This is a genomic window from Bacillus sp. FJAT-50079, assembly GCF_018343515.1.
GTDB lineage: Bacteria > Bacillota > Bacilli > Bacillales > Bacillaceae_C > Lederbergia.
Genome location: NZ_JAGYPD010000007.1, coordinates 93,336 through 118,107, shown reverse-complemented (window position 1 = coordinate 118,107; position 24,772 = coordinate 93,336). Strand labels below are relative to the sequence as shown.

Annotated in this window: 23 protein-coding genes and 1 pseudogene; 6 read left to right on the top strand and 18 right to left on the bottom strand. The window is 40.1% G+C overall.

The genetic code is table 11. From position 1 onward, the window contains the following. Window positions 1-101 precede the first annotated feature (101 nt). Window positions 102-1,301 carry an acyl-CoA dehydrogenase family protein gene (locus KHA95_RS18850; RefSeq protein ID WP_213139104.1) on the top strand — a complete coding sequence of 400 codons (1,200 nt, stop codon included), beginning with the start codon at window positions 102-104 and terminating at the stop codon, window positions 1,299-1,301. A gap of 1,427 nt (window positions 1,302-2,728) precedes the next feature. Here KHA95_RS18850 and KHA95_RS18845 read toward each other — a convergent pair. The 11 genes and pseudogenes from KHA95_RS18845 to KHA95_RS18795 form a co-directional block, all read right to left on the bottom strand. After that, window positions 2,729-3,871: a saccharopine dehydrogenase family protein gene (locus KHA95_RS18845; protein WP_213139103.1), complete on the bottom strand. Its 1,143-nt coding sequence runs from the start codon at window positions 3,869-3,871 to the stop codon at window positions 2,729-2,731. 41 nt (window positions 3,872-3,912) lie between these two features. After that, window positions 3,913-5,397, bottom strand: a complete 1,485-nt coding sequence (locus KHA95_RS18840) for an aldehyde dehydrogenase family protein (protein ID WP_349305502.1) — start codon at window positions 5,395-5,397, stop codon at window positions 3,913-3,915. 162 nt (window positions 5,398-5,559) lie between these two features. Then, a complete protein-coding gene (gene purU, locus KHA95_RS18835) occupies window positions 5,560-6,459 on the bottom strand; it encodes a formyltetrahydrofolate deformylase (protein WP_213139101.1) in 900 nt (299 codons plus the stop codon). A gap of 179 nt (window positions 6,460-6,638) precedes the next feature. After that, the gene (locus KHA95_RS18830) at window positions 6,639-7,874 is read right to left on the bottom strand and encodes an ABC transporter permease (RefSeq protein ID WP_213139100.1); all 1,236 of its coding nucleotides are present in this window, start codon (window positions 7,872-7,874) and stop codon (window positions 6,639-6,641) included. Continuing rightward, on the bottom strand, window positions 7,867-8,787 hold the full coding sequence (locus tag KHA95_RS18825) for an ABC transporter ATP-binding protein (protein WP_213139099.1): 921 nt from the start codon (window positions 8,785-8,787) through the stop codon (window positions 7,867-7,869). The genes KHA95_RS18830 and KHA95_RS18825 overlap by 8 nt, the downstream gene beginning before the upstream one ends. 6 nt (window positions 8,788-8,793) lie before the next feature. Then, window positions 8,794-9,651 carry an ABC transporter ATP-binding protein gene (locus KHA95_RS18820; protein WP_213139098.1) on the bottom strand — a complete coding sequence of 286 codons (858 nt, stop codon included), beginning with the start codon at window positions 9,649-9,651 and terminating at the stop codon, window positions 8,794-8,796. 2 nt (window positions 9,652-9,653) lie between these two features. Continuing rightward, the gene (locus tag KHA95_RS18815) at window positions 9,654-10,049 is read right to left on the bottom strand and encodes a GntR family transcriptional regulator (protein WP_213139097.1); all 396 of its coding nucleotides are present in this window, start codon (window positions 10,047-10,049) and stop codon (window positions 9,654-9,656) included. Between the two features lie 16 nt (window positions 10,050-10,065). Then, window positions 10,066-10,782: a hypothetical protein gene (locus KHA95_RS18810; protein ID WP_213139096.1), complete on the bottom strand. Its 717-nt coding sequence runs from the start codon at window positions 10,780-10,782 to the stop codon at window positions 10,066-10,068. A gap of 117 nt (window positions 10,783-10,899) precedes the next feature. Next, a complete protein-coding gene (locus KHA95_RS18805; RefSeq protein WP_213139095.1) occupies window positions 10,900-11,271 on the bottom strand; it encodes a hypothetical protein in 372 nt (123 codons plus the stop codon). A gap of 97 nt (window positions 11,272-11,368) precedes the next feature. Next, window positions 11,369-12,163 (bottom strand): alpha/beta hydrolase, encoded by a 795-nt coding sequence (locus KHA95_RS18800; RefSeq protein WP_213139094.1) that lies wholly within the window; start codon window positions 12,161-12,163, stop codon window positions 11,369-11,371. Continuing rightward, a pseudogene (locus KHA95_RS18795) lies at window positions 12,157-12,417 on the bottom strand (ABC transporter ATP-binding protein); the annotation flags it as partial. The gene KHA95_RS18800 and the pseudogene KHA95_RS18795, both read right to left, overlap by 7 nt. A 214-nt stretch (window positions 12,418-12,631) precedes the next feature. Here KHA95_RS18795 and KHA95_RS18790 point away from each other — a divergent pair. Next, window positions 12,632-13,180, top strand: a complete 549-nt coding sequence (locus tag KHA95_RS18790; RefSeq protein ID WP_213139093.1) for an RNA polymerase sigma factor — start codon at window positions 12,632-12,634, stop codon at window positions 13,178-13,180. After that, window positions 13,152-14,183 carry a DUF4179 domain-containing protein gene (locus KHA95_RS18785; protein ID WP_213139092.1) on the top strand — a complete coding sequence of 344 codons (1,032 nt, stop codon included), beginning with the start codon at window positions 13,152-13,154 and terminating at the stop codon, window positions 14,181-14,183. The genes KHA95_RS18790 and KHA95_RS18785 overlap by 29 nt, the downstream gene beginning before the upstream one ends. A 43-nt stretch (window positions 14,184-14,226) precedes the next feature. On the opposite strand, the gene KHA95_RS18780 is transcribed toward KHA95_RS18785, so the two are convergent. The 5 genes from KHA95_RS18780 to KHA95_RS18760 form a co-directional block, all read right to left on the bottom strand. Then, window positions 14,227-16,104, bottom strand: a complete 1,878-nt coding sequence (locus KHA95_RS18780; protein WP_213139091.1) for an FtsX-like permease family protein — start codon at window positions 16,102-16,104, stop codon at window positions 14,227-14,229. Then, window positions 16,079-16,849: an ABC transporter ATP-binding protein gene (locus tag KHA95_RS18775; RefSeq protein ID WP_213139090.1), complete on the bottom strand. Its 771-nt coding sequence runs from the start codon at window positions 16,847-16,849 to the stop codon at window positions 16,079-16,081. The genes KHA95_RS18780 and KHA95_RS18775 overlap by 26 nt, the downstream gene beginning before the upstream one ends. Before the next feature lie 188 nt (window positions 16,850-17,037). Further along, window positions 17,038-18,042 (bottom strand): sensor histidine kinase, encoded by a 1,005-nt coding sequence (locus KHA95_RS18770; RefSeq protein WP_213139089.1) that lies wholly within the window; start codon window positions 18,040-18,042, stop codon window positions 17,038-17,040. Next, window positions 18,042-18,740 carry a response regulator transcription factor gene (locus tag KHA95_RS18765; protein WP_213139088.1) on the bottom strand — a complete coding sequence of 233 codons (699 nt, stop codon included), beginning with the start codon at window positions 18,738-18,740 and terminating at the stop codon, window positions 18,042-18,044. The genes KHA95_RS18770 and KHA95_RS18765 overlap by 1 nt, the downstream gene beginning before the upstream one ends. A gap of 56 nt (window positions 18,741-18,796) precedes the next feature. Beyond that, the gene (locus tag KHA95_RS18760; RefSeq protein WP_213139087.1) at window positions 18,797-19,117 is read right to left on the bottom strand and encodes a cupin domain-containing protein; all 321 of its coding nucleotides are present in this window, start codon (window positions 19,115-19,117) and stop codon (window positions 18,797-18,799) included. A gap of 87 nt (window positions 19,118-19,204) precedes the next feature. On the opposite strand from KHA95_RS18760, the gene KHA95_RS18755 reads away from it, so the two are divergent. Then, window positions 19,205-19,531 (top strand): MGMT family protein, encoded by a 327-nt coding sequence (locus KHA95_RS18755; protein ID WP_213139086.1) that lies wholly within the window; start codon window positions 19,205-19,207, stop codon window positions 19,529-19,531. 189 nt (window positions 19,532-19,720) lie between these two features. Here KHA95_RS18755 and opuFB read toward each other — a convergent pair whose 3' ends face one another. Further along, complete coding sequence (opuFB, locus tag KHA95_RS18750; RefSeq protein WP_213139085.1) at window positions 19,721-21,232, bottom strand: osmoprotectant update ABC transporter permease/substrate-binding subunit OpuFB; 1,512 nt, start codon at window positions 21,230-21,232, stop codon at window positions 19,721-19,723. After that, window positions 21,225-22,181, bottom strand: coding sequence for an ABC transporter ATP-binding protein (locus KHA95_RS18745; protein ID WP_213139084.1), 957 nt, complete (start codon window positions 22,179-22,181; stop codon window positions 21,225-21,227). The genes opuFB and KHA95_RS18745 overlap by 8 nt, the downstream gene beginning before the upstream one ends. A gap of 319 nt (window positions 22,182-22,500) precedes the next feature. On the opposite strand from KHA95_RS18745, the gene KHA95_RS18740 reads away from it, so the two are divergent. Together KHA95_RS18740 and KHA95_RS18735 are read left to right on the top strand one after the other, a co-directional pair. Next, window positions 22,501-23,634 carry an MFS transporter gene (locus tag KHA95_RS18740; RefSeq protein ID WP_213139083.1) on the top strand — a complete coding sequence of 378 codons (1,134 nt, stop codon included), beginning with the start codon at window positions 22,501-22,503 and terminating at the stop codon, window positions 23,632-23,634. Then, window positions 23,618-24,772: a nuclease-related domain-containing protein gene (locus KHA95_RS18735; RefSeq protein WP_349305508.1), complete on the top strand. Its 1,155-nt coding sequence runs from the start codon at window positions 23,618-23,620 to the stop codon at window positions 24,770-24,772. The genes KHA95_RS18740 and KHA95_RS18735 overlap by 17 nt, the downstream gene beginning before the upstream one ends.

Here is a 24,772-nt window from a genome sequence, read left to right as displayed (position 1 = left end):
CAAGCATGCCCCAACCTTTAATATGAAAAGTTTATACTTATTAAAAACAATGGTCTTTTCCCGGATCAAAAACCATAAACAGATAAAAAGGGAGTGATTTCATGAATTTCGATTTTACTGTTGAACAGGAATTGCTTCGGAAAACAGTACGACAATTCGTTGATAAAGAAATCATGCCGTATATTCGAGATTGGGACGCTAATGGGCATTTTGATCAAAGGATTTTAAAAAGGCTTGCTGATCTTGGTCTCATGGGGGTTTGTATACCGGAACAATATGGTGGCAGCGGGATGGATTATAACAGTTTGGCGATTGTTTGTGAGGAGCTTGAGCGTGGGGACACCGCGTTTCGTACGGCGGTTTCCGTTCATACCGGCTTAAATTCAATGACATTATTGCAATGGGGAACAGAGGAACAAAAGCAGAAATATTTAATCCCGCAAGCAAAAGGGGAAAAAATCGGCGCCTATGCGTTAACAGAACCTGATGCAGGATCAGATGTCGCTGCAATACAAACGAAGGCTGTGAAAATCGGGAATCATTATGTATTAAACGGACAAAAAACATGGATTTCTTTATGTGACATAGCTGATCATTTCCTTGTTTTTGCGTATACGGACTTAGCAAAGAAACATCAGGGCATCACTGCTTTTATCGTGGAACGAACGATGGAGGGCTTTTCCTCAAAAGCGATCAAAGGAAAATTAGGCATTCGCGCCGGCAATACGGGAGAACTTTATTTTGACAATATAAAAGTACCGATAGAAAATGTTCTTGGAAATGAAGGAGAAGGCTTTAAAATCGCCATGTCTGCGCTTGATAACGGGCGGTTTACCGTTGCGGCAGGTGCTTGTGGTTTAATCATGGCATGTCTGGAAGCTAGTATAAAATATTGCCATGATCGTAAAACATTTGGCAAGCCAATCGGCAAGCATCAGCTCGTCCAACAAATGATCGCAAACATGGAAGCAGGTCTACAAATGAGTCGCCTCCTCGTCTATCGGGCTGGAGAGCTGAAAAACAGCGGGAAAAGAAACACTCAAGAAACATCGCTCGCCAAATGGCAAGCATGTGATTTTGCCAATCAAGCAGCGGATGATGCCGTGCAAATTCACGGTGCATACGGGTATTCAAATGAATACCCCGTTGAACGCTATTTGCGAAATTCAAAAGCGCCGGTGATCTACGAAGGAACACGCGAGATCCATACAATTATGCAGGCAGAATACGTGCTTGGATATCGAAAGGATAAAGCCCTTAGGATGATGCTACCTGCTCATAATGATGGAAGCGAAATTTAAAATAAACCGAGTGAAGGTTTTCTTCACTCGATTTTTATATAAAAAGGACTATCGATTTACCTTGTGACGAAGTTTTTACATTGCATGGGCATTCGAAGCACATCCGATTTACCCTGTGACGACGTTTTTACATTGCATGGGCATTCGATACGCATTCGATTTACCCTATGACGACGTTTTTACATTGCATGGGCATTCGAAGCGCATCCGATTTACCTTGTGGCGAAGTTTTTACAACGTACGGGCATTCGATACGCATCCGATTTACCCTGTGGCGAAGTTTTTACATTGCATGGGCATTCGAAGCTCTTTCGATTTACCTTGTGGTGAAGTTTTTACGATGCACGGGCATTCGATACGCATCCGATTTACCTTGTGGCGAAGTTTTTACATTGCACGGGCATTCGATACGCATCGATTTACCTTGTGGTGAAGTTTTTACGATGCACGGGCATTCGATACGCATCCGATTTACCTTGTGGCGAAGTTTTTACATTGTACGGGCATTCGATACGCATTCGATTTACCTTGTGGCGAAGTTTTTACATTGCACGGGCATTCGATACGCATTCGATTTACCCTATGACGACGTTTTTACATTGCATGGGCATTCGATACGCATTCGATTTACCCTATGACGACGTTTTTACATTGCATGGGCATTCGATACGCATTCGATTTACCCTATGACGACGTTTTTACATTGCATGGGCATTCGAAGCGCATCCGATTTACCTTGTGGCGAAGTTTTTACAACGTACGGGCATTCGATACGCATCCGATTTACCCTGTGGCGAAGTTTTTACATTGCATGGGCATTCGAAGCTCTTTCGATTTACCTTGTGGTGAAGTTTTTACGATGCACGGGCATTCGATACGCATCCGATTTACCTTGTGGCGAAGTTTTTACATTGCACGGGCATTCGATACGCATCGATTTACCTTGTGGTGAAGTTTTTACGATGCACGGGCATTCGATACGCATCCGATTTACCTTGTGGCGAAGTTTTTACATTGTACGGGCATTCGATACGCATTCGATTTACCTTGTGGCGAAGTTTTTACATTGCACGGGCATTCGATACGCATTCGATTTACCTTGTGGCGAAGTTTTTACATTGCACGGGCATTCGATACGCATTCGATTTACCTTGTGGTGAAGTTTTTACGATGTACGGGCACTCGAAACACATCCGATTTACCTTGTGGCGAAGTTTTTACATTGTGCGGGCATTCGATACGCATCCGATTTACCCTGTGACGAAGTTTTTACATTGCACGGGCATTCGATACGCATTCGATTTACCTTGTGACGAAGCTTTTACATTGTGCGGGATTTCGAAAAGGATTTCCATTTACACCGTTGATGAAGTACTTACAATGCACGGCACGAATGCATTCGATTCCCCCCAGACAAGCTTTTTAATTTAAGACGACCATTCACTTTCTACAATGTTAACGCCACGTTCCGCCATCTCAGCAATGTATTGCTTTCCGGGTACAATTTGTTCTGGCGGATAGACACCTCTTTTTGTAATGATCCCATTTCCAATCATTTGCGCGACGACTGAGATCGTATTTGCTGTCGCTCGTGCCATTGCTGTCACATCATTCTCAACATCTTTATATGTGATCATTTCGTATTGATATGTTTTCTGTTCGCCGTTTTTTTCACCAGAAACAATGACACGCAAGAGCACGACATCTATTTTTCCATTTAAGGCAACGATCGGGTCGAGAACTTTTAATAGTACGTCCCGCGGTTTAACCCTCTGCCCTTTTATCTCGACTTCAACTTCCCTACGAGTTAAATTTAAATCGACGAGTAACTTGGATTTTTCCGCATGGCCTGGATAACGAATCGTCTTATATTCCAATTCATCTAAAATTGGATACGAATAAAGCAATGTTGATGTGCCACCTGACGTATGAAATGCCTCTAATGGACCAAAATGATCGAAATAAATTTTCTCCACTTCTGATAAAGATGATACTTCTTGTTTCACTCCATTACGGACAATAATGGAAGGATCCGTATAATGATCCAGCACCCCTTCCATTGAAAACACATGATTATATTCGAGCGGCGGTTCAGGTTTTAATGGAATCCCGCCGACATACATTTTAATTGAAGATACTTTATCTAATTTACTCGCGCCATATCCAGCTAAAATATTATTCATCCCAGGTGCCACACCTAAATCGGGAATGACTGTCGTATGCTCGGTTTTTAACTGCAACACTTTATCAGTTATATGACCAATATGCCCGCCGAGATCAACACAATGCACCCCTACTTCTACGGCTGTTTGGGCAACAAGTTCATTAAATGAATAAAATAAAGCATTGACGACGATATCGTAGGAACGAATGATTTCGGCAAGCATTTCCGTATTTGTAGCATCGACAAAGTGAGCTTTTAACTTCGGTGCTTGCAAATGAGCGCAAACAGCGTTAGCTCGTTCCAAATCAATATCCGCAAGTCCAACAGTCGTTACCTCTTCACTTTTTAGTAAATCACGGACGACCTCTTTACCCATGAGCCCTGAACCTAAAACAATCACTTTCATTGCTGATCCACCCCTTTCTACACGCTAGGGATTTCTCTTTCTCACGTATCAATTTGTGCCCTTTGCAGTTTGCCGCTAAAATCGACATAAATACTTTTCCATTCTGTAAACACATCCAATGCTGCCACACCCGAATCACGATGCCCATTGCCGGTTCCCTTTGTTCCCCCAAAAGGCAAATGAATTTCGGCTCCCGTCGTTCCGGCATTGACATACACGATCCCTGTATCTAAATCGCGCTGAGCGGCAAAAACAAGATTCACATCTTTTGTAAAAATGGAACTCGATAATCCGTACGTCACTTGATTATTTACTTCAATCGCTTCCGCAAAGCTTCTCACTTCGATCATGGAAACAACAGGACCAAAAATTTCTTCTTGAGCGATTCGCATCGTTGGTAACACATTTGTAAATAAAGTTGGTGCGAAATAAAATCCTTTTGCATGTTCTCCCTCATCGATCACATAACCGCCCGCTTTCAGCGTCGCCCCTTCATCGATGCCAATGTCGATGCAGCTTTTAATTTTATTCAAGGAAGCTTGATTAATGATCGGCCCAACTCTCACATCTTCATCTAGTCCATTGCCAGTCGTTAGTTTTTTCATTTCAGTTAACAACCGCTCTTCTAATTGTGTTTTCACCTTTTCATGAACAATGACTCGGCTGCATGCCGTACATCTTTGCCCACTCGTACCAAATGCACTCCATACAATTCCTTCAACAGCAAGATCTAGATCTGCATCATCCATTACAATGACCGCGTTCTTACCACCCATTTCGAGCGATACTTTCTTTAAGTTTCTTCCGCACGCTTCCGCAATCTTTCTCCCGACATCATTTGAACCAGTAAAGGAAATGACACGAATTCCCTCTTGTTCCACCATTGCATTACCAACCGTTGAACCTGAGCCAAACACGATATTTAACACACCTTTTGGCAAGCCCGCTTTTTCAAAAATTCGAGCCAGCTCAAATGCCATCAGTGGTGTTTCCGTCGCAGGCTTCCAAATGACCGCATTGCCAGCAACAATCGCAGGAAACGACTTCCATGTTGCGATTGCAATTGGAAAATTCCACGGGGTAATAATTCCAACAACACCGACAGGCGCCCTAATACTCATCGCAAACTTATCTTTTAATTCGGATGGAGTTGTCTGGCCAATTAAGCGCCTGCCTTCCCCTGCCATATAAAAAGCCATATCAATGCCTTCCTGTACTTCCCCGCGGGCTTCTTCGATCACTTTTCCATTTTCCATTGTTAACAATTGAGCAATCCGCTCTTTTTCTTCCATCAACATTATGCCAACTTTATATAATATTTCAGCGCGTTGTGGAGCTGGAACGAGTGCCCATTCTTTTTGTGCCTGTTTTGCAGCTATGACTGCCTTATCGACCTCACTTTTCGCCGATAAAGGTACTTGAGCAATAATCTCTCCGGTGGCAGGATTCATGACGTTCACATATTCTACATCTGGTGAGCATGACCATTGACCATGAATATAGTTTGTCAACTTTTCGTTTGTCACAATAATCGAACCCTCCTTCAATCGCTCTCTTTATTCAATACCCTCATTTCACCAATGATAAATCTTTCTCTAAATATATGCGTGGTTTCGATGAAATATGGGCTTTATCCATATAAAAAAGCCCCCGCCTTATCGAAAAAGATAAGACGGAGGCGTTGGTAATTATTGAAACACGATTGTTTTGTTGCCGTGAACGATGACACGATCTTCAAGATGCCATTTTACTGCACGAGCAAGCACTCGGCGTTCAATTTGTCGGCCAATTTTTTTCAAATCAGTTACATGGTCGCGATGATCGACACGATCGATGTCTTGTTCAATGATCGGACCTTCATCAAGATCATTCGTTACGTAATGCGATGTCGCACCAATCAATTTCACACCTCGGTCATACGCCCTTTCATAAGGACGAGCGCCAATAAATGCTGGTAAGAAAGAATGATGAATATTAATAATTTGATTTGGAAAATGGCTAACAAATTCAGGTGTCAAAATTTGCATATAACGCGCAAGAATAAGCAAATCGATGTTATATTCTTTCATTAAACGAATTTGCTCTTCCTCCACCTGTTTGCGAATGTCTTTGTTTGCCGGGATGTAATGAAACGGAATACCAAATGACTCTACCACTTGTCTAGAATTTTCGTGATTGCTAATCACAACCGCGATATCCGTCTCAAGATCGCCATTTTGCCATTCCCATAAAAGCTCCATTAAACAATGGGGCTCCTGCGAAACAAAAATCGCCGTTCTCTTGCGGTTGCTTCCATACGTAAAATCGTGTTTCATTGAAAAATTAGCGGCAAGTTCTTCAAAATCCTTTTCCATTTGCTCACGCTTTTCTAGCAAGCCTTCGCAATGAAATTCGATTCGAATAAAAAATGCGCCACCTTCTGGATCACTCGTATATTGACTTGATTCAATAATATTTGCACCATGTTCATATAGAAACTTCGAAATCGCCGCAACAATCCCAGGTTGATCCGGGCAGTTGACCAATAAGCGCCCCCGATTTTTAACTTGTTGTTCTTCCGTTAGTTTTACAGACACCTTTTTCCACATCTCCCGTTGCTTTACTTAATAATTTATTATATAGGATTATTCGCTATATTTCTATCATTATTGCCAAGAATCGCTATCACTTCCATAAGACAGATCCTTAATTGGGTAAAATCGCTATCTAATTAGGTATATCAAAAATCCAGTTCAAACAAATGAACTGGATTTTCGAACCACATAAATTATGTCCACATCCATTTCCAAATTTCTTTTGGTGTGGCATTTTTTCCATACATTAAAATACCGATTTTAAAGATCTTACCTGCTAGTTTCATAAATAGCCAGATACTAATGGCAAGAACGGCAAGTGCAATGATTATTTCCACCCATGGCCATTCTTCCAGCATCGATAATCGAATAAGAAGGATTCCAGGTGAAGTAACAGGAATATACGTTCCAACTTTGGCGATGATTCCGCTTGGATCACTAATGATCGGACCGATAAAAATAAACGGTAAAAACGGAAGCATCATGACCATTCCTTGGAAATTGCTCGTCGCTGTCAACTCTTCTACTGTTGCTCCAAGTCCAACAAAGATTGCCGCGAAAAGAAAATAACCAGCGAAAGCAATTAATAAAAGCAAAATTGTTTCTGGAACGAGTAAATATTCCATGATTGGAATGTCAAGTTTCCAAATAACAAGTGGAACGATAAAGATCATCCAGGCAAGCACTTGCGTAATTCCGAGTACAAAATACCCGATGATTTTCCCTTGCATTAGTTCAGTTGGCGTTAACGATGATAAAATGATTTCTGCTACTTTTTCCTTCTTTTCCTGTGAAGCAGATTGGAAAATCATCATTCCTGTCATAACAATCGAAAAGAGAATAATACCGGCAAAAGCTCCAGGGATGATTCGCTTAAGTGGATCGGCACCAGCCTCTTCCGCAGTTATAGCCTCGTTACTATCCGCATGCTCAATCATGACGGGTTCAAGTGTAATTGGATTGGCGATCGCTGCTTTTTGTTCAGCGGTTAAACCGATTTGTTCCATTTGCAATTGTCGAAGTGGCTCTTCTAAAATCGAAGATTCGTAAAGAAAATGCTCCTCAATATCGTCACTCATGTACATATTCATCTTGCCTTGCTCAAGTCCGGCCTCTGTCAATGCGATATAAACAGTGCCTTCCGATGATGCAGCTTGCTCTTCCATTGCTGTTTCCTCTAGATCGGTTTTTTCTAGATTCCAAGTAGTCAGTTCGCGTTCCTCGACGATTCGTTCGATTTCACTATAAAGATTTAGCTCATCATGAATGTACACGTTAACGATATCTTCTGTATCATTGCCACTGAATAGAGAAGGAACAAAAAAGAATACCATAAAAAGAATCGGCGTTAATAAAAGCGAGATGATAAACGATTTATTTGTCATATTCCGTTTGATTTCCCATTTGGCTACTTTTAAACTATTACGCATGATCCGCACCTCCATGTCTGCCAGTTGCTACATCTATGAAAATTTCATGTAAGGAAATTCGATCAATCGCTAACTCCTGTATATGCAAATCTTCTGGGAGCTGTCTAAGCCAGCTTGGCACTACAACATCTGGCGTTAAATAAATAACCGATGCATCTTCCGTATGCTTAATCCGTTGCACGTTAGGCAATTGCTCTAATAAAGCAAGTTCATTTTTCCCTTTAATCGAACACTTGAAGTTCGCGTATTCATTTTTCACATCTTCGATCGTCCCGTAGATCACTTTTTGTCCGCGATTAATCATAAATAAACGATCACATAATTCCTCGACCATATTCATCTGATGAGACGATAATAAAATTGCCGTGCCACTATCCGCAAGCTCCCGTATTTCCTTTTTAAATACGTCTTGGCTCACTGGGTCAAGACCGGAAAAAGGTTCATCCAAAATAAGCAGTTCTGGTTCATGTATGACTGATGCGATGAATTGGACTTTTTGCCCCATCCCTTTAGATAGCTCATCGACGGATACCTTTTCTTTCCCATCTAGGTCAAACTTTTTTAAATAAGATAGAGCACGCTCTTTAGCCTTTTTCAATGGATAGTCTTTTAAATTAGCTAAATATAAAATCATATCCATCACTTTAACATTTTTATATAAGCCACGTTCCTCTGGCAAATAACCGATTTTATGGCGGGGGATTTCATTTTCCTGATGGTTATGGAAAGTGATGCTTCCTTCATCAGGGTACATAATCCCCATAATATTGCGGATTGTCGTTGACTTCCCTGCACCATTTGGACCTAGTATCGCCATGATCTCGCCTTTTCGCACATCGAAACTAATATCTTGAAGTACTCGTTTCGTTTTAAACGATTTTCCTAGATTGCTAACCGTTAATACATTTTCCAACCGTGCTCACCCCTTCTTCGTTAACATCCATGTTAAAATTTCATCTAGCTCTACTGCCTTTGTAGCCGTCCATTGAATATGATTGCTGTCAAAAAATGCTTCTGTTTCTTGCGGGCGATTCGTAACAAGCGTCTGATCTTGACGTTCCACTTCACCCGGTATTCTGATTTCTTGTAAAGGACTTGTCAGCCAATAACGTTTATATTGCTCTGTCAACTGCTCCTTCTCAAATTGGCCAATCAATGTCCCGTCTTTCATTACAGCAATATAATCAGCAAGCTTACGAATTTCTTCCACTTGATGACTAGCAAAAATAACCGTTCTTTCCTCTTGTTCCATCCACTCTACGAGAAAGTCCTGCAAGACCTTTTTTGCCGGAATGTCGAGATGTGATGTCGGTTCATCTAATATGAGCAATTCTGCTTTTCGTGGCAGAGCAAGTGCTAAATTCAATTTTTGTTTAGCCCCTTGTGATAACTTTTCATATTGCTTCGTCAGCGGCACCTCAAATGCATCCATCATCTGCTTAAATAATCGTTCATCCCAATCTGGGTACCAGCGGGAAACTAATTGTTTTAAATCTTTTCCCGTAAACGGAAGCGCTCCAGGCATCGATTGAGGCAAATAAGCGATTTTCTTCTGCCAGTCCTCTTCATCTTTACGAACGAGCTCACCAAAAAGTTCTATTTTTCCATCATCTTGTTTAACTAAATTCATTATGATTTTCAGCAGCGTACTTTTCCCTGCTCCATTATTGCCGGCAAGAGCAGTCATCATGCCCCTTTCTATGTGCAGATCAATTGGCCCTAATTGGAAATCATCGATTTGTTTTCGTATCGCTGTTAACTTGATCGCCTGATCCATCGTTACTCCCCCTTCCTTTTGTACTCCTCAATGATTGCTTGAAAGATGTCCATCGCTTCTTCTAAAGTATAATCATGGCGAAGTACGGTATCGATGGCTGTTTCAAAAGCTTGTTTGACCGTAGCGATCTTAATATCACTCTTGATCTCTTCAGCCATTTTAGCAACAAACGTCCCTTTCCCCTGTGTCGTGCGAATCCATCCCTGTTGCTCTAAATTTTGATAGGCCCTTCTCGTCGTAATCATACTCACCTCAAGATCTTTAGAAAGAGAGCGAATCGAAGGCAGAAGCATTCCTTCACTCAATTGCCCACTCGCAATCAATGCTTTAATTTGTTCCTCTATTTGAAAATAAATCGGTTCTCGTGAATCTTTTGAAAGGCGAATTGGAAGTTTCATCTGCACCCCTCTCCTTCTACTTATAATAATCGATGGATTCGATTCTTTTATTTAGATAATGCGGCCAGTAGATCAAGGAGATCCCGGCAACAGCAATCGAAATCAACGCTGAAAGGATGGGCCAATTACTAGCTGCGACCATCGACCAATAGACAATCCCTTCGCCAGTGAATACATGAACACCAATAAATCCTCCGAACAAAACAACAAATGTGATGATACTATAAACGATCCATTTGATTTTTGAGATATATTCACCAGAATCGCTAGCCGGATAAATGGAGCCAAAGGCAATGCCGGAACTTAGCCAAATAAGGGAGAATGAAATATATTCTCCGAAAGATAATGCCTCTCCTAACATCGTTGAACTGATAAAAAGCAAGATAAGAATAAATAAATGGGCTGGAACCGAAGTGACGTAGTATTGAAGAAATCGGCTCTTTATTAAAACATCTTTAGGAATCGGCAACTGTTTTAATACCATAAAATACGGTACACCCCAAAATTCTCCACTCATTTTTTGTAATTGCATCTCTTTTGGCCTTGTAAAATAAAACATAAACCAAAAAATAATGACAAAGAAAAGATCATCAAGCGGCTCTATATCGCTCTCCAATGAATAAACGAGAACTAATAAAGATGCTACATAAATGAGTAAAATCGAAAACATACTTTTCTTATACGCCTTAAATTCAAACTTCACTAACCATAGTGCTTGCTTCCAGCTTTCCATCACATTCCCTCCTATAAGTTTATGTGTGTATATCTATATACACACTATACATCACAAATAAAAAAAAGCCAATGATCTTTTCATTGACTGGTTTCTTTTGATTCTATTTATCCTGATTTAACCTCTAAGTCGGTTAATGATATTATTAAGCTCCGTATCATGCCTGCCTGTTTTCGAACTTAAGTATTCAATATCGACTTTCACACCTTTTATTTCGTTAGAAACAACTTCGAAAATATGACGGTGTTCATCTAATTTATCCTGAGTATACTTGAAATTGCTACGAAGCTCTGATGATAGATGATCTACCTTTGTTTCAATCCGTTCTTGACCCGACTTCAAATCCGATACATCTTCTTTTAAACCTGATACGTCTGTTTCAAGTCGGTGTTGACCTTCTTTTAAACCTGATACATCTGTTTTTAACACCGATACATCTTCTCTTAATCCTTTAATCTCGCTTAAGATTTGCTTTAAGGTTTCCTCCATGATCATCACCCCCATGCCATTTTTAATATAGTATAGCATAATCGCAATAGCCTTTTCTGATATCGAATGACTTTTTCCGACAAATCTCACCTACATTTCAGGACCTGCAAGCGAAGCGAATAGCGCGGCTCATAATCGTCGGCACGACAGAAGCATGATTTTCCTCCGGGGCGATATAGTATTCACATTCGAGAACGGCTTCTGGTATTTTTGTTATTAACTCATGTGCCATTCGTTTCGCATCATCGACCATAAAACGCTCATATTCCCCGACGGTAATGTGAATACGTATCTTTTCAATCTTTTGCTGTAAAAACGCCTCCATATACTTGAAAAGTTCATAATCATTCCACCAAATTGATGGACTGCATGCTAAATAGGTTTGGAAAGCAGCTGGTTTTGTGAAAAGTGTCCATAATGTAAAGAGCCCGCTAAGCGAATGACCGAACAAAGCTTGCTTCTTTTTATTAATTATATAGCGTTTCTCTATCCTAGGCTTTAATTCTTCTTCAATAAAATGAAGAAACTTTTTCGCCCCTCCATGTTTTCCTACATCAAAACCCTTTAAGCGTTCAGGGTATATATACTCTTTAGCAGGAGCGGTAAAATCATAAAAGCGACGTTTTCTTATATCCTCGTCTTCCCCCGCATGTCCAATCCCAACTACAATCGCTTCATGTACAAAGGTTTTCGCAGAATTTTTAGATTGCAGACGGATAACGTCTCGGGCAAATTGAAAATATGACTGTCCGTCAAGCACATAAATAATCGGATAGCCTTCTTCAGGGGGCGGCGACTTAGGTAAAGCGACTCTGATTTCGTATTCATCGTCCATTTCCTTTGAATGATACGTCCATGCTTCCGTATTCCCCAAAGTAACTTCCTTCAGCATTTCACATTCTCCTCCAACTCATCATATCCAAAACATACAGGTGCCCCATTGGCAGGGTCGATCATAATCCGGGCGTTAATATTAAACACTTGTTTAAGCACATCATTTGCTAAAATTTCTTCCGGTGAACCAAACGTTATGATTTTTCCTTGGCGCATCGCAATCAATTCATGCGAAAAACGAGCGGCATGATTAATATCATGAAGCACCATCACAATCGTGCAACCGTGCTCCCTATTTAAACGCTCGACAATAATTCGAAGGTAAATGATAACGATTATCAATTCCAATTAAAATTTACATGATCATCGTTTGGTTGTCAACACCAGATTATTCTCACCTTCTTAAGGCGAAGTATAATAAATAAGACATTTAAGCTTTTTTAAAAAATTTTCAACCAATGCAACGAAGCGATACCATTCTGTATCTAATAGATTGAAAAGCAAAAAAGGGACAGGGGGTGTTTATATGAGTACAGTAAAAAAATTAGTGAAAAAGGCAAAAAGGGGAGATGGAGAAGCATTTGTTTCACTTGTGAAGCAATATGAAGATGTTTTGTATCGAACAGCGAGTAAATTATTAAACAATGACGAAGATGTCGCAGATGTGTTACAAGAGACGCTTATAACAGCATATGAAAGATTACATACTTTAAAAAACGATGCGTATTTTAACACATGGATTTATAAAATACTGATCAACCAATGTAATAGTTTACTTAATAAAAGAAATCATTTTTCTTCCGTTGATGTGCAACACCTATCTGAATTGGGTACCGATGACTTTCAAAAAATCGAGATGGAAGATGCACTAAATAGCTTGAATAAAGATTATAAATTGGCTTTAGTTCTATACTTTATTGTCGGATTAAACGTCCGGGAAATCAGTGCATTTTTGAAAGAGCCGGAAGGGACAATTAAATCCAGACTTTCCAGAGCCAAATCGATATTAAGAAATAATTATTACAAAGGTGAAGGAGCGATCGCATATGAAAAACAACTTCGAAAAGGAATTTAATGAAGTGATGAATGAAAAAAAGGAAATACCAACAGCTATAAGAGAGTCATTAGATCGGACGTACGAAATCATTCAAGTACGCTCAAAAAGGAAAAGAAATTTCAACATATGGAGAAGGGTCACGGCGGCTGCCTGTGCCATGATCGCGACTGGCATTATTGTTGCAAATGAACAAGCCTTAGCGAGCATACAAGATTTCTTTCGCTTTGGGGATAAAGGCATCGAGCGATCGATTTCGGAAGGATTCGTGCAAGAAAATCATCAATCCATTACCGATCAGCAGATTCAGATCACATTGTCCCAGCATTTTTCAGACGCGAATAAATTAGGGCTAGGATTTCAGTTACAGTTTAATAATCCTACTATTCTTAACGATCAGGTGACAGAAGTTTCGCTTGATTATCGAGTAAAGAACGGTGACGGTGAATACATTGAAGAATTTATTCCAGATACAAAACCAAAGATAAGTAACCACAGCTACATCTCTGGTGCTGATCAGCAAAACCCAATCCTTGATGTAAAAACAGGTACCATTCAATATGAAGTGTTACTGCATTCCAACGAAGGAATCATCCCTCATTTAAATAATGCGGTAGTAGAAATAGAGAGTGTCAATATTTTTTACGGTGTGGATGAAGTAAAGAAAATTGATGGTACATGGAATTTACCTATTGCTAATACAGAGAAAAACATTCCAATCACTGAATACACAATGGCCAATCGATCAGCGATAATTCAAGTCAGCTCCGCCAAGGCTAACCCAACATCGCTACAGCTTACATTTTCGATTGAAGGTATCTTTGACAACGAAAGTCCTTTTGTAGAGAAAATGAAATTGATGGATGAAGATGGACATGTATATGAAGCAGAAGGATTCCAGTTGACTGAAAAGGATCAGCAAACGATTATTTCCACAAACTTACCGTTCACATCGTATCAGCAAGCTAAGAAGCTAACATTTATCGTTGAAGGTATTGGAAAGGTAGAATTGCTAAAAAAATAGTTATAAAGAAGGAGAGCACTTATGTAGGTGCTCTTTCCTCTCTTTACATCGCCCTTTTAATTTTCCGAATATAATTGGCACGGATGAATAAAAAGTAAATGACTTGAATGCCAGCAAAGCTTGCAAGCACAAGTGCAGATTCCTTTGCCAAATTAAAGTTAAACATATTTTGCAAGGCTGTGAGTGCAACCGCCCCATGGATCACTGCAACAATAATTGGGACGAAAAATAACAAACCAAGCTGAATCGTCAACACTTTTGATAACTCTTTATCGGTGATTCCAAGCTTGCCAATTGCTTTAAATTTCTGCTTCTCATCATCTAAATCAGCATAAAGGCGGAAATATAAGAAGCTGCCTGCCGCCACAAAAAAGACCGCCCCGATAAACAGACCAACAAAAAGAATAGCTCCATAGCCTTGATTTATGTCATTCCAACCAACAGCTAATGAACGAAATTGGTAGCCATCCCCATAATAATCTAACACCTTCGTTAAGTTTTTCCCAGCTTCAAGCGTTTCCTTCCAATCTTTTATATAAAAGGCATGGTAGCTTTGTTCACTTTCTACGTTTTGCAAGTCAGCAAAAAGCGAATCGGCAACAATGATATAAGGTCTGTAATCGGCAAATACATTGGAATAAATGACATCTTTCCGTTCAAGAACAACATCATTTCCAGCTAATCTTATCGATTCTTGTTTATCAATCTCAGGGCTTACCCCAATTGTGGCTTCGAATTGGAGGGAGATCGCTTCGTTGCCTTGAAGATGAATGTTTTCAGCCTTTTCCCCGCTAAGTTCTGCAAGCCGATTAAATTCCGAGACACTGACAATTGATGCGGCATTGGCTGTATTTTCTATCAAAACCTTTTTCACTTTTACGCTTGCCTCTTTATAAGGATAGGCGTCAAGCTCCTTTTTAATTAGCTGTATATGTTCTGTTTCTTGCTTATCGCCTTCATTTAAATACGTAAAAGCAAATGGGCTTTCTTGCACAATCGCGTTTGTCATCATTGACCGAAAACCAACGAGTGAACCAATCGCTGAAAACGTAACCGTCGAGACAATCGCGACAAAGAAAAACGTCCGTGCATTGTCTTTCATACGATAAGCAAGATCTGAAAAAAGCAGCATATTCGTTTTTTTCCAAAATAATGATTTTCTTTTTCTGAGTCGATGAATCGTATAGACGCTTAGCTGTGTAAAAAGAAAATACGTTCCAATTGTTACAACAATCGTGACTGGAATCATCGCGATCGTTACTTCCATCCCACGAACAATTAATGCCCCGGTATAACCGATAGCCAGTAATAATATAGCAATGATTGATAAGGCAATCGATGATTTTGGCTCCTTCTTCGGTGCCGCGCTGCCCTTAATTAAATCGATAAGCTTATTCCCTTTTAAAATCGAAACGGTGGTAAAGGAAATAATAACGAACAATAACATAAAAGCAATAAATGTTAAAAGTAACGCTTGAATCGGTAAATAAAATGGCAAGGTTTCTTCCAACTTTAAAATATTTTCTGCGGCTAGCAACAACAGTTTTCCGAACACGAGCCCAAGCCCCATTCCAGAAAGAGTGGCAAAAAACCCGATAAAGACATTTTCTAAAAAGACCATTCTACGTAACTGCATATTTGTCATCCCTAGCATTACCATAAGGCCGAATTCCTTTTTACGAGACTTTAAAAATGCACTCATGGAAATAAGGACAAATAGAAATGAGAAAACGTAAATGATTCCTTCGGCAAAATGTAAGCCAACTGCCACATTGACGTTAATTGCTCTTAAAGAAGGATGAAAGGCAAAGATCGCATAGATAAAAAAGACGAGCACAGAAAACGTACTGCTTAAAAAATAAGCTGCATACGTCCGCTTATTACGCATGACATTATTAAATGCGAATTGTCGAAAGGTCATGTGAATCCCCTCCTAACAGCGATAACACGTCAATGATTTTCTGGAAAAAGGCTTGGCGGTTATCTCCGCGATGGATTTCATTAAAAAGCTCTCCGTCTTTAATAAAAACAACCCGGTCACAGTAACTCGCTGCAATCGCATCATGCGTCACCATCATCATTGTCGTTTGATCCCTTTTATTAATTTGTTCAAGGGTTTCCATCACTGCCTTCGACGATTTTGAATCTAAGTTACCTGTCGGTTCATCGGCTAGAACTAGATCTGGTTCATGAATGATCGCACGGGCGATCGCTGTTCTTTGCGCTTGTCCTCCCGAAATTTCATAAATGCGCTTTTTCAATATCCCCTCAATTCCAAGCCTTTTAGCAATTGTCTGCACCTTTTGCTCCATTACCTTTACCTTCTCACCATCGAGTGTCAGCGGTAAAACAATATTTTCTTCCACCGTTAACGTGGGCAGCAGGTTAAAATCTTGGAAAACAAAGCCGAGCTCTCGTCGTCTAAACAGTGCAAGCTCATGATGCTTTAAGCGAAATGGGTCTTTGTCATTGATCAATAACGATCCCGATGTTGGTTGATCAATTGTCGCTACCATATTGAGCAAGGTTGTTTTCCCGCTTCCTGATGGTCCCATAATCCCTACAAACTCGCCTGCTTCAATCGTTAAATGAATATCGTTTAAAGCTCTATACGCCACTTTTCCATCGTATACTTTACTTAAGTTTTTAATTTTTAATACATCCAATTGAAAAACCCCTTTCTCAACTACATTTAGTGTAAGGGAAAAAGGGGGATATTAACCATCGGTTCAGCTTTCACTTTTATTACATTTTTGTAAGGTAATTAGAAAGCGGAAGGAAATTCTGCCAAGTTCGCCTTGCTTTACAGAGAGGTGAACATAAGCCTCAGTGGATAATCTATGCCGCAAGAGCACTATTTTCTTGAATTTGCTTCTTTTGACTTTGAAAAAAAAGTAATTCTCACCGCCGTCCCTTTCCCTTGCTCCGAATCGATTTTGACCTCATGACCAAGCCGGTCGCATACTTCCTTCGCTAAATATAAGCCCATTCCCGTTGACTCACGGTACATCCGACCATTTTCTCCTGTGAAAAAAGGGCGAAAGACGCGTTTCATATCCGTTTGCGCAATTCCTATTCCGTGATCATGAACCTCGATCCAAGCGTGATCTTCTGATTGGAAGAGCGTGATTTGGATCTTTTGCGCTTTTCCAGCCGAATATTTCACAGCGTTTGTAATAAACTGGTTCAAAATAAATATGAGCCATTTTTCATCTGATTCAATAATGATATCTGCTGCTAAATCCGTTTCCGGATAAACTCTGTTTTTTATAAACAAACGTTTATTCTCACGTATCGCCTGCTCAATCGTTTTTTTCAACGAAACAGGCCCTACTTGGAAATCATGCTCGAATGCTTCCAGCCTTGCTGCGTAAAGCACCATTTCAAGCCCTTTTCCTAATTTATCCGCTTCTTCCCGAATGCTTTCAAGCTTCTCATCATCGGCCTCTTGGGTAATTAATTCAATAACTGATAGCGGAGTTTTCATTTGGTGCACCCATTGGTTAATAAATGTTAGATGATCACTGCGCTTTTTTGTCTGTACGTGTAATTCATTCATATAGTGAGTATATTGCCTTTTTAATAGCTTCTCGAGTGCATTCGCAAGCGGAGCATGACCAATTACTCGATTCGCCTCATCCAATTCCGTCATCATTACCGTTAGCCGTTTGTAAAACTCTTTATGTGTTATATAGCGATAAAATAAATAAACGGTTAATAAGAAAGTTCCTAGAAACAATGCATATAAAGCAAGTGGATAATCTCGATATCCACCAAGCCAAAAGGTGGATAAAATGAAGAGGAGCTGAACGATGTTAATGCAAATAAGTGGGATATGCTCTCGTAAAAATAGCTTCATCAAACCGACTCCCAAGCTGAAGTGATTTTATATCCAGCACCTCTTACTGTTTCAATCGCCTGTTCAATCCCAAGCTCCTGCAACTTTTTCCTCACTCTGGCAATATTCACATTAAGTGTATTTTCATCTACAAACGATTGATCATCCCAAAGCTTTTCTAAAATCACTTCACGGCTTGCTACTCTCGGTGATCGTTTCATTAATAATTCGAGCAGAATCGCTTCTTTCTTTGTTAATGAAACGACTGCATTTCCTTTTTGCAGCTCCAACCGTTCTACATAAAGTTTAAGTCCATTTAGCTCGATCACCCGCTCCTCCAGCTTAGGTGCATATTCGCCGTAAGCTCGACGCAAATTGCTGCGGATTTTGGCCATCACGACTTCATAGTGGAAAGGCTTCGTAATAAAATCATCGGCTCCATTTTCTAGTGCCATTACTTGATCCATTTCTCCAGAGCGCGCAGATATAAATAAAATCGGGCACGTTGAAACCTGCCTGATTTGCCGGCACCAGTAATATCCATCATAGCTAGGTAAATTAATATCTAATAAGACAAGAGCTGGGTTTACTTCTTGAAAAAGCTCGGTTACATATTCAAAGTTCTCTGCAAGCACGACGTTAAAACCATATTTTTCAAGATGACTTCGTAAAAGTGTAGCAATTTTCGAGTCGTCCTCCACAATCATAATTGTTGTCATTCATTTTCTTCCTTTTTGTTTAACTGTGCCCGATTAACGGAAGATTTTCAAGCACTTTATAATGATTCATGTGCTTGAACAACGTAGATACTTAATGGAGCATCACCTGTATTTTCGACGCTTACATGCTGATTATCCACTGCATGAATCACATCCTTTTCAGCAATTGCATACTGCTGATCATCGATTGTACATACTCCTTTTCCTTCGATGATATATAAATACACATGGGAATCTGGATGCGGATGTGGCGGCAATTTTTGTCCAGGCAAAAAATTCAAAACAAATACGGTTGTTTTGCCTTCTTGGAATAACTGTGTTCTAACTAATCTCCCATCATTGAATCGTTTTACATCGCTAGCATTTTTAACGTTCATTATATTCGCTCCCTTCTTCTTATTACCTTTACCCCTTTCGTTATTTTTTAACATAAAAATGCTATACTGGCCGTAGGTGAAGTGAACATGGAAAGTTTTACAGAAAAAATCATTCAAACCATTCGTGATATTCCAATCGGGAAGGTTGCTACATACGGACAAATCGCTCGGCTTGCCGGCAATCCGCGTGCTGCTAGACAGGTGGCAAGAGTACTTCATTCAATGAGCGCAAAATATGAGCTTCCATGGCATCGAGTTATTAATGCAAAAGGTGAGATTGTCGTGAGCGATGGTTACAGACAAAAAGAGCTATTAGAGAAGGAAAATATTTCAGTGAATGAAAAGATGCGGATTCAGCTTGAAAAATTCCAATGGATGCCTGAAACAATCGATAACGATTGGCTAGAGGGATAACCTGAGGGCTTGTGGTAGGAATTTTTTACAATTGGTAGTATTAGGACGATAATCGGAAGTAATCACTCTATAATCGGTAGTATTGAAGCAATAATCGGTAGTATCCCCTCCAGAACCGGTAATAATGGCATTAAAATCGATAGTAAAGGTAAAAGCCATGCCGCTATTTCTTAAAAATAGCGGCATGGCTTACAAACCAGCTTCCTGCAAATACTTTTTAGCTACTTCGGCCGGACTGGCCCCTTCGACATTCACCTTATAATTCATTTCACGCATTTCGTCGTCAGTGATTTTGCCGGCGAGCTTATTTAGTGCTGTTACTAACTCAGGATATTGCTCTGCCGTATCTGCGCGCAGCAATGGCGCTCCTTGATATGGTGGGAATAGCTCTAAATCATCCTCTAAAACGACTAAGCCATACTGTCTAACTTCACTATCTGTCGAATAAGCATCAACTAAATTTATATCTTCTGTTTCAATTGCATGGTAGCGAAGCTTCGGCTCCATTGTTACGACATTTGGAAAATGAATGCCATAAAGCTCTTGAATACCTAAATAGCCGTCATCACGATCAGCGAATTCCAATGTAAAGCCAGCTTTTATATTGTTTTGCACTCCTGCTAAATCCGAGATGGCCGTTAGATTGTATTGATCAGCGGTCTTAGAGGAAACTGCCAGTGCATACGTATTGTTATAGTCCATCGGATCAAGCAGCGTCATGTCAAATTCCTCTAGCAGTCCCTGCCTTGCCTGTTCATACACTTCCTCGCGATCGGTACTTACTGCTGTTTCTTTTAAAAATTCCGATATCGCCGTACCTGTAAATTCAGGATAAACATCGATGCTGCCGCTTTTTAATGCATTAAAAACAAAGGATGTTTTTCCTAACCCAGGTTTTAATTCAACCCGTAGGTCTGTCTCTTGCTCGATTAATATTTTATACATATTAATTAATATTTCTGGTTCTGATCCTAGTTTTCCAGCAATGACGATATCTTTTTTTATACCGCCTGATAAAAATGGAGCGGCCATCATTAGTATCGTTGCGGTTGCAAATACACCTAATGCTGCCATGGTTCTTTTAAAAGAAAGTCGTTCGAACCTTCGAAGCAATGTATCAAAAAGAATTGCAAGCAATGCAGCTGGAATCGCACCAAGTACAATTAATGCTGAATGATTCCGGTCAATTCCAAGGAGAATGATATCGCCAAGACCACCCGCACCAATAAGGGCAGCCAACGTTGCTGTTCCAACAATTAATACCATCGCTGTGCGAATTCCCGCCATAATGACTGGCATCGCAAGCGGCAACTCAACCTTGATCAGCTGCTGCCGATTGTTCATTCCCATCCCACGAGCTGCTTCTTTTAGTGAAGCATCTACTTCTTTAATGCCCGTATATGTATTTCTCAAAATCGGCAAGAGGGCATAGGCAACAAGCGCAATAATTGCTGGTACTTTTCCAATGCCAAGCAGTGGAATGAGCAAGCCAAGTAAAGCGAGCGATGGAATTGTTTGTAAAACGGCCGTAACTCCGATGACGCTTTCAGCCACTCTTTTTCTTCTTGTTAAAAAGATGCCTAAAGGAATTGCAATGATAACAGCAAAAAAGAGGGCGATCAACGATATTTGAATATGTTCCAAAAGTGCTTGAAGCAGTTGATCCTGCCTATCGCGGAAAACATTGGATATATTATTCATCACTCTTACCTCTTTCTTGCATACGACTTGCCATATACTGAACGATCTTCTGTCTATTTAAAATCCCAATCGTTTTTCCATCCTTCTCAATAACTAACTCATCTGAGAGAGTGAGTGCTTCTAACGTTTCCTTAAGCGAAGATTGAACTGGAATAGCCGGCAGCGATTTCTTCTGATCTTTAATTGGATCAAGCAATGATTCCAGATCAATGTCAGTACTTGGTGACGATTCTGTTCCAATGAACTCTTTCACAAAATCATTCGCAGGGCTATGGACAATTTCATCTGGCGTCCCTACTTGAACAACCTTTCCTTCCTTCATAATGCAAATTCGATCCCCGAGCTTTAGTGCTTCCTGCATATCATGAGTGACGAAAACAATTGTTTTCTTTATCCTTTGCTGCAATTCAACGACATCATCTTGTAGCTTTTCCCTGCTAATGGGATCAAGCGCACTAAATGGTTCATCCATTAATATGATCCGAGGGTCCGCCGCCAATGCACGCGCTACGCCAACCCTTTGCTGTTGGCCACCAGACAATTCACTTGGCTTTCTATTGCGGTATACAGCCGGATCTAGACCGACCTTTTCAAGTAATTCATCTACTCGATGCTTGATTTGCTCGCGTTTCCATTTTTTCAGCTCGGGAACGGTCGCAATATTCTCTTCGATCGTCATATGAGGAAAAAGTGCGATTTGCTGTAAAACATACCCGATATTCCAACGCAATTCATGAATATCGTATGCTGATATTTCTTTTCCATCGATTAAAATCGTCCCGCTCGTTGCATCAATCAACCGATTAATCATTTTTAGCGTCGTCGTTTTACCGCATCCGCTCGGACCAATCAGTACAAAAAACTCTCCACTCTCAATTTGTAAATGAAGTGAATCAACCGCAATTGCATCATCCGTATATTGCTTTGTGACCCCTGAAAAGGTAATCATAACGTTCCCCTTTTTAATATTGAAATTTTCCTCAATTATAAAGAATGAGAGATTAAATGGCAAAAGATTGGCAGCGCATGGGATCTTTTTACGATCAAATATGTCATTTTAACCGATTTACCGTGGGATTTTTTTACAATCGGTAGTATTGCTCCCAAAATCGGTAGTAACTACACTAAGATCGGTAGTAATTGAGGCATAATCGGTAGTAAAGATGGAATCACTCCACGATTTAGTGACAAAGATTCGTACTTCTTGCCTATTTAATAAAAAAAAGCGATGATAGATTTAGATCATTCAATGGAGGCGGCTATTTTTTATGCGTGCGTTTGTATATATCATTGTTTTTTTCTCATTTTTTGATTTATTTACTCAACTTCCGATTATGACTCCACTTGCCATATCGCTTGGGGCAACACCCTTTTTAACGGGCCTCGTTGTGGGAATGTATTCTTTTTCTAATACAATTGGGAATATTGCCTCCGGGTTTTTAACGGACAGAAAAGGTCCCTATGTCATTTTACTGCTAGGATTGCTTTTAAGCGGCTCTTCTCTTTTTCTTTATTCACTCGCTGACAATGCCTGGTTATTACTTTTCATCCGATTTGTGCATGGTCTCACAGCTGGATTAATCGTTCCAGCAGCTTTTACATTTTTAGCTAATTCAGTCGCAGCTGAAAAGAAGGGAAAAGGCGGAGCCATTTCCGGAGCTTTTGTTGGATTAGCAGCCGTCATTGGTCCCGCTTTTAGTGGGATTGTCGCTAGTAAGACAAGCGAAGTGACGGTGCTATCCATTACGGCGATTCTTATGATTGCTTTAGGCCTGCTTTCCTTTTTCTTCCTACGTTCAGCCGTTATTCGTAAAAAAGAAACAGATCATAAAGGCGAAAAAATTTCTGTTCGCGTTTTCTTTCAAAACCTAAGCATTGTTAAAGCTTTTGTTGGGGCCTTTTTCTTAATGTTTTCACAAGGGGTGCTTGCCTATATGCTCCCTTTAAAAGTAGCTGATCTTGGACAGGATACACAAACGAGCGGAATGCTGCTCAGCACCTTTGGAATTGTCGCCATTCTCATCTTCCTTCTTCCGACAAATCGCCTGTTTGATAAGATCAAGCCGCTGAAAACATTAATATTTGGCATGGCGATGATGGGGCTAGGCCTCTTACTTATTAGCCTATCATCCAACATTTCCATTATATATATCATTATGGGGATCTACGGAATTGGTTTTGCCTTTTTATTCCCTTCCCTTAACTCGCTATTAATTGAAGCAACCGAAAATACCTTTCGCGGACAAGCATACGGTTATTTTTACGCATTTTTCTCGATCGGTGTAGTTGTCGGCTCCAGTGTAACTGGATTTCTCGCTTTAACGGCAAACGAGGGATTTTTACTTACGGGAATTATTTTGCTAGTTGTATCAATGATTTTCCTGTATCATAAAAAGAGATGAATATGATGAAACGGTCCATTGGATCGTTTCACTTAACTGGAGGTGGAATACGATTACAACTAAATCCCGTGACGAATCACTCACCCTTCAACAACTCCAAGCTGGACTCCTGCGTATTGAAAAACAACATCCTCTTTATCCTACTCTCGAGACGAAACATTTTTTCCGTGAAGCTGGCATAGCTGGGGAAGAACGAGTGGCAGAAGTCTTACGTAATTACTCTTTTACGTTCGAACATCGCATTTTACACGATGTATCTCTCGTCGCCAGTACGATCTTTCAAATTGATAGCTTATTTTTAACACGTAGATATGCGTTTATTTTGGAGGTGAAAAATATTAGTGGTAGATTGAAGTTCTCTAATCAGTCTCCTCAATTAATTCGGACAAGGGCTGATGGACAAGTCGATGGGTTCGATTGCCCTGCCGCACAGCTTGAAAGAAATGTAGAATTATTTCAAGAATGGCTTTTGATGCATGGTTTTCACTTACCTGTTTTCGGTGTCGTTGTTCTCGCCTATCCTAAACAAATTGTAGAGCTTGCCCCCGCAAGAACAAAGATTTTATTCCCAAGCAACATTCCTTCATACATCCGCAACCTTCCACCATATCCTAATAAGTTGGATGCAGAAAAACTCGACTTTTTAACTGCGGAAATCTTGCGTAGCCATCAACGTTTTATCCCCACTCCCCTTTGCCAAACATATTCTATTTACAAAAATGAGATTCAAACTGGTGTGAAATGCAACCTTTGCAACATGCTCGGTATGGAAAAATTTAAAAAGGGATGGTACTGCAAAAGATGTAAGCATCACGACAAAATGGCACATAAAGAGGCAATAAAAGATTGGTTCTTACTTTTTGGCGATAAAATGAGAAATAAAGATTGCCGTGAGTTTCTTCACATCGACAATCCGCAAACAGCAACCCGACTTTTACAAAGCATGAATCTTCAAAGCGAAGGAAGCTACCGTGATCGAAGCTATTCAATGATTTTTCAAGTGAATAGTTTACACTTTTTTACAAACGGTAGTAAATCATTGATAATCGGTAGTATCGTTGCAACTATCGGTAGTAAACCATCGAGAATCGGTAATAATCACGCAACTATCGGTAGTAAGTCACAACAACCTCGATAA

Excerpts from the sequence above, each read along its gene's own strand:
- KHA95_RS18755 (WP_213139086.1), top strand. The coding sequence starts at position 19,205 with ATGGAAAGTTTTACAGAAAAAATCATTCAAACCATTCGTGATATTCCA.
- KHA95_RS18830 (WP_213139100.1), bottom strand. The coding sequence starts at position 7,874 with ATGCGTAATAGTTTAAAAGTAGCCAAATGGGAAATCAAACGGAATATG.
- purU (WP_213139101.1), bottom strand. The coding sequence starts at position 6,459 with ATGTGGAAAAAGGTGTCTGTAAAACTAACGGAAGAACAACAAGTTAAA.
- KHA95_RS18820 (WP_213139098.1), bottom strand. The coding sequence starts at position 9,651 with ATGGATCAGGCGATCAAGTTAACAGCGATACGAAAACAAATCGATGAT.
- KHA95_RS18765 (WP_213139088.1), bottom strand. The coding sequence starts at position 18,740 with ATGACAACAATTATGATTGTGGAGGACGACTCGAAAATTGCTACACTT.
- KHA95_RS18850 (WP_213139104.1), top strand. The coding sequence starts at position 102 with ATGAATTTCGATTTTACTGTTGAACAGGAATTGCTTCGGAAAACAGTA.
- KHA95_RS18780 (WP_213139091.1), bottom strand. The coding sequence starts at position 16,104 with ATGACCTTTCGACAATTCGCATTTAATAATGTCATGCGTAATAAGCGG.
- KHA95_RS18810 (WP_213139096.1), bottom strand. The coding sequence starts at position 10,782 with ATGGAAAGCTGGAAGCAAGCACTATGGTTAGTGAAGTTTGAATTTAAG.
- KHA95_RS18785 (WP_213139092.1), top strand. The coding sequence starts at position 13,152 with ATGAAAAACAACTTCGAAAAGGAATTTAATGAAGTGATGAATGAAAAA.
- KHA95_RS18790 (WP_213139093.1), top strand. The coding sequence starts at position 12,632 with ATGAGTACAGTAAAAAAATTAGTGAAAAAGGCAAAAAGGGGAGATGGA.
- KHA95_RS18760 (WP_213139087.1), bottom strand. The coding sequence starts at position 19,117 with ATGAACGTTAAAAATGCTAGCGATGTAAAACGATTCAATGATGGGAGA.
- KHA95_RS18770 (WP_213139089.1), bottom strand. The coding sequence starts at position 18,042 with ATGAAGCTATTTTTACGAGAGCATATCCCACTTATTTGCATTAACATC.
- KHA95_RS18845 (WP_213139103.1), bottom strand. The coding sequence starts at position 3,871 with ATGAAAGTGATTGTTTTAGGTTCAGGGCTCATGGGTAAAGAGGTCGTC.
- opuFB (WP_213139085.1), bottom strand. The coding sequence starts at position 21,232 with ATGAATAATATATCCAATGTTTTCCGCGATAGGCAGGATCAACTGCTT.
- KHA95_RS18815 (WP_213139097.1), bottom strand. The coding sequence starts at position 10,049 with ATGAAACTTCCAATTCGCCTTTCAAAAGATTCACGAGAACCGATTTAT.
- KHA95_RS18745 (WP_213139084.1), bottom strand. The coding sequence starts at position 22,181 with ATGATTACCTTTTCAGGGGTCACAAAGCAATATACGGATGATGCAATT.
- KHA95_RS18800 (WP_213139094.1), bottom strand. The coding sequence starts at position 12,163 with ATGCTGAAGGAAGTTACTTTGGGGAATACGGAAGCATGGACGTATCAT.
- KHA95_RS18805 (WP_213139095.1), bottom strand. The coding sequence starts at position 11,271 with ATGGAGGAAACCTTAAAGCAAATCTTAAGCGAGATTAAAGGATTAAGA.
- KHA95_RS18740 (WP_213139083.1), top strand. The coding sequence starts at position 22,501 with ATGCGTGCGTTTGTATATATCATTGTTTTTTTCTCATTTTTTGATTTA.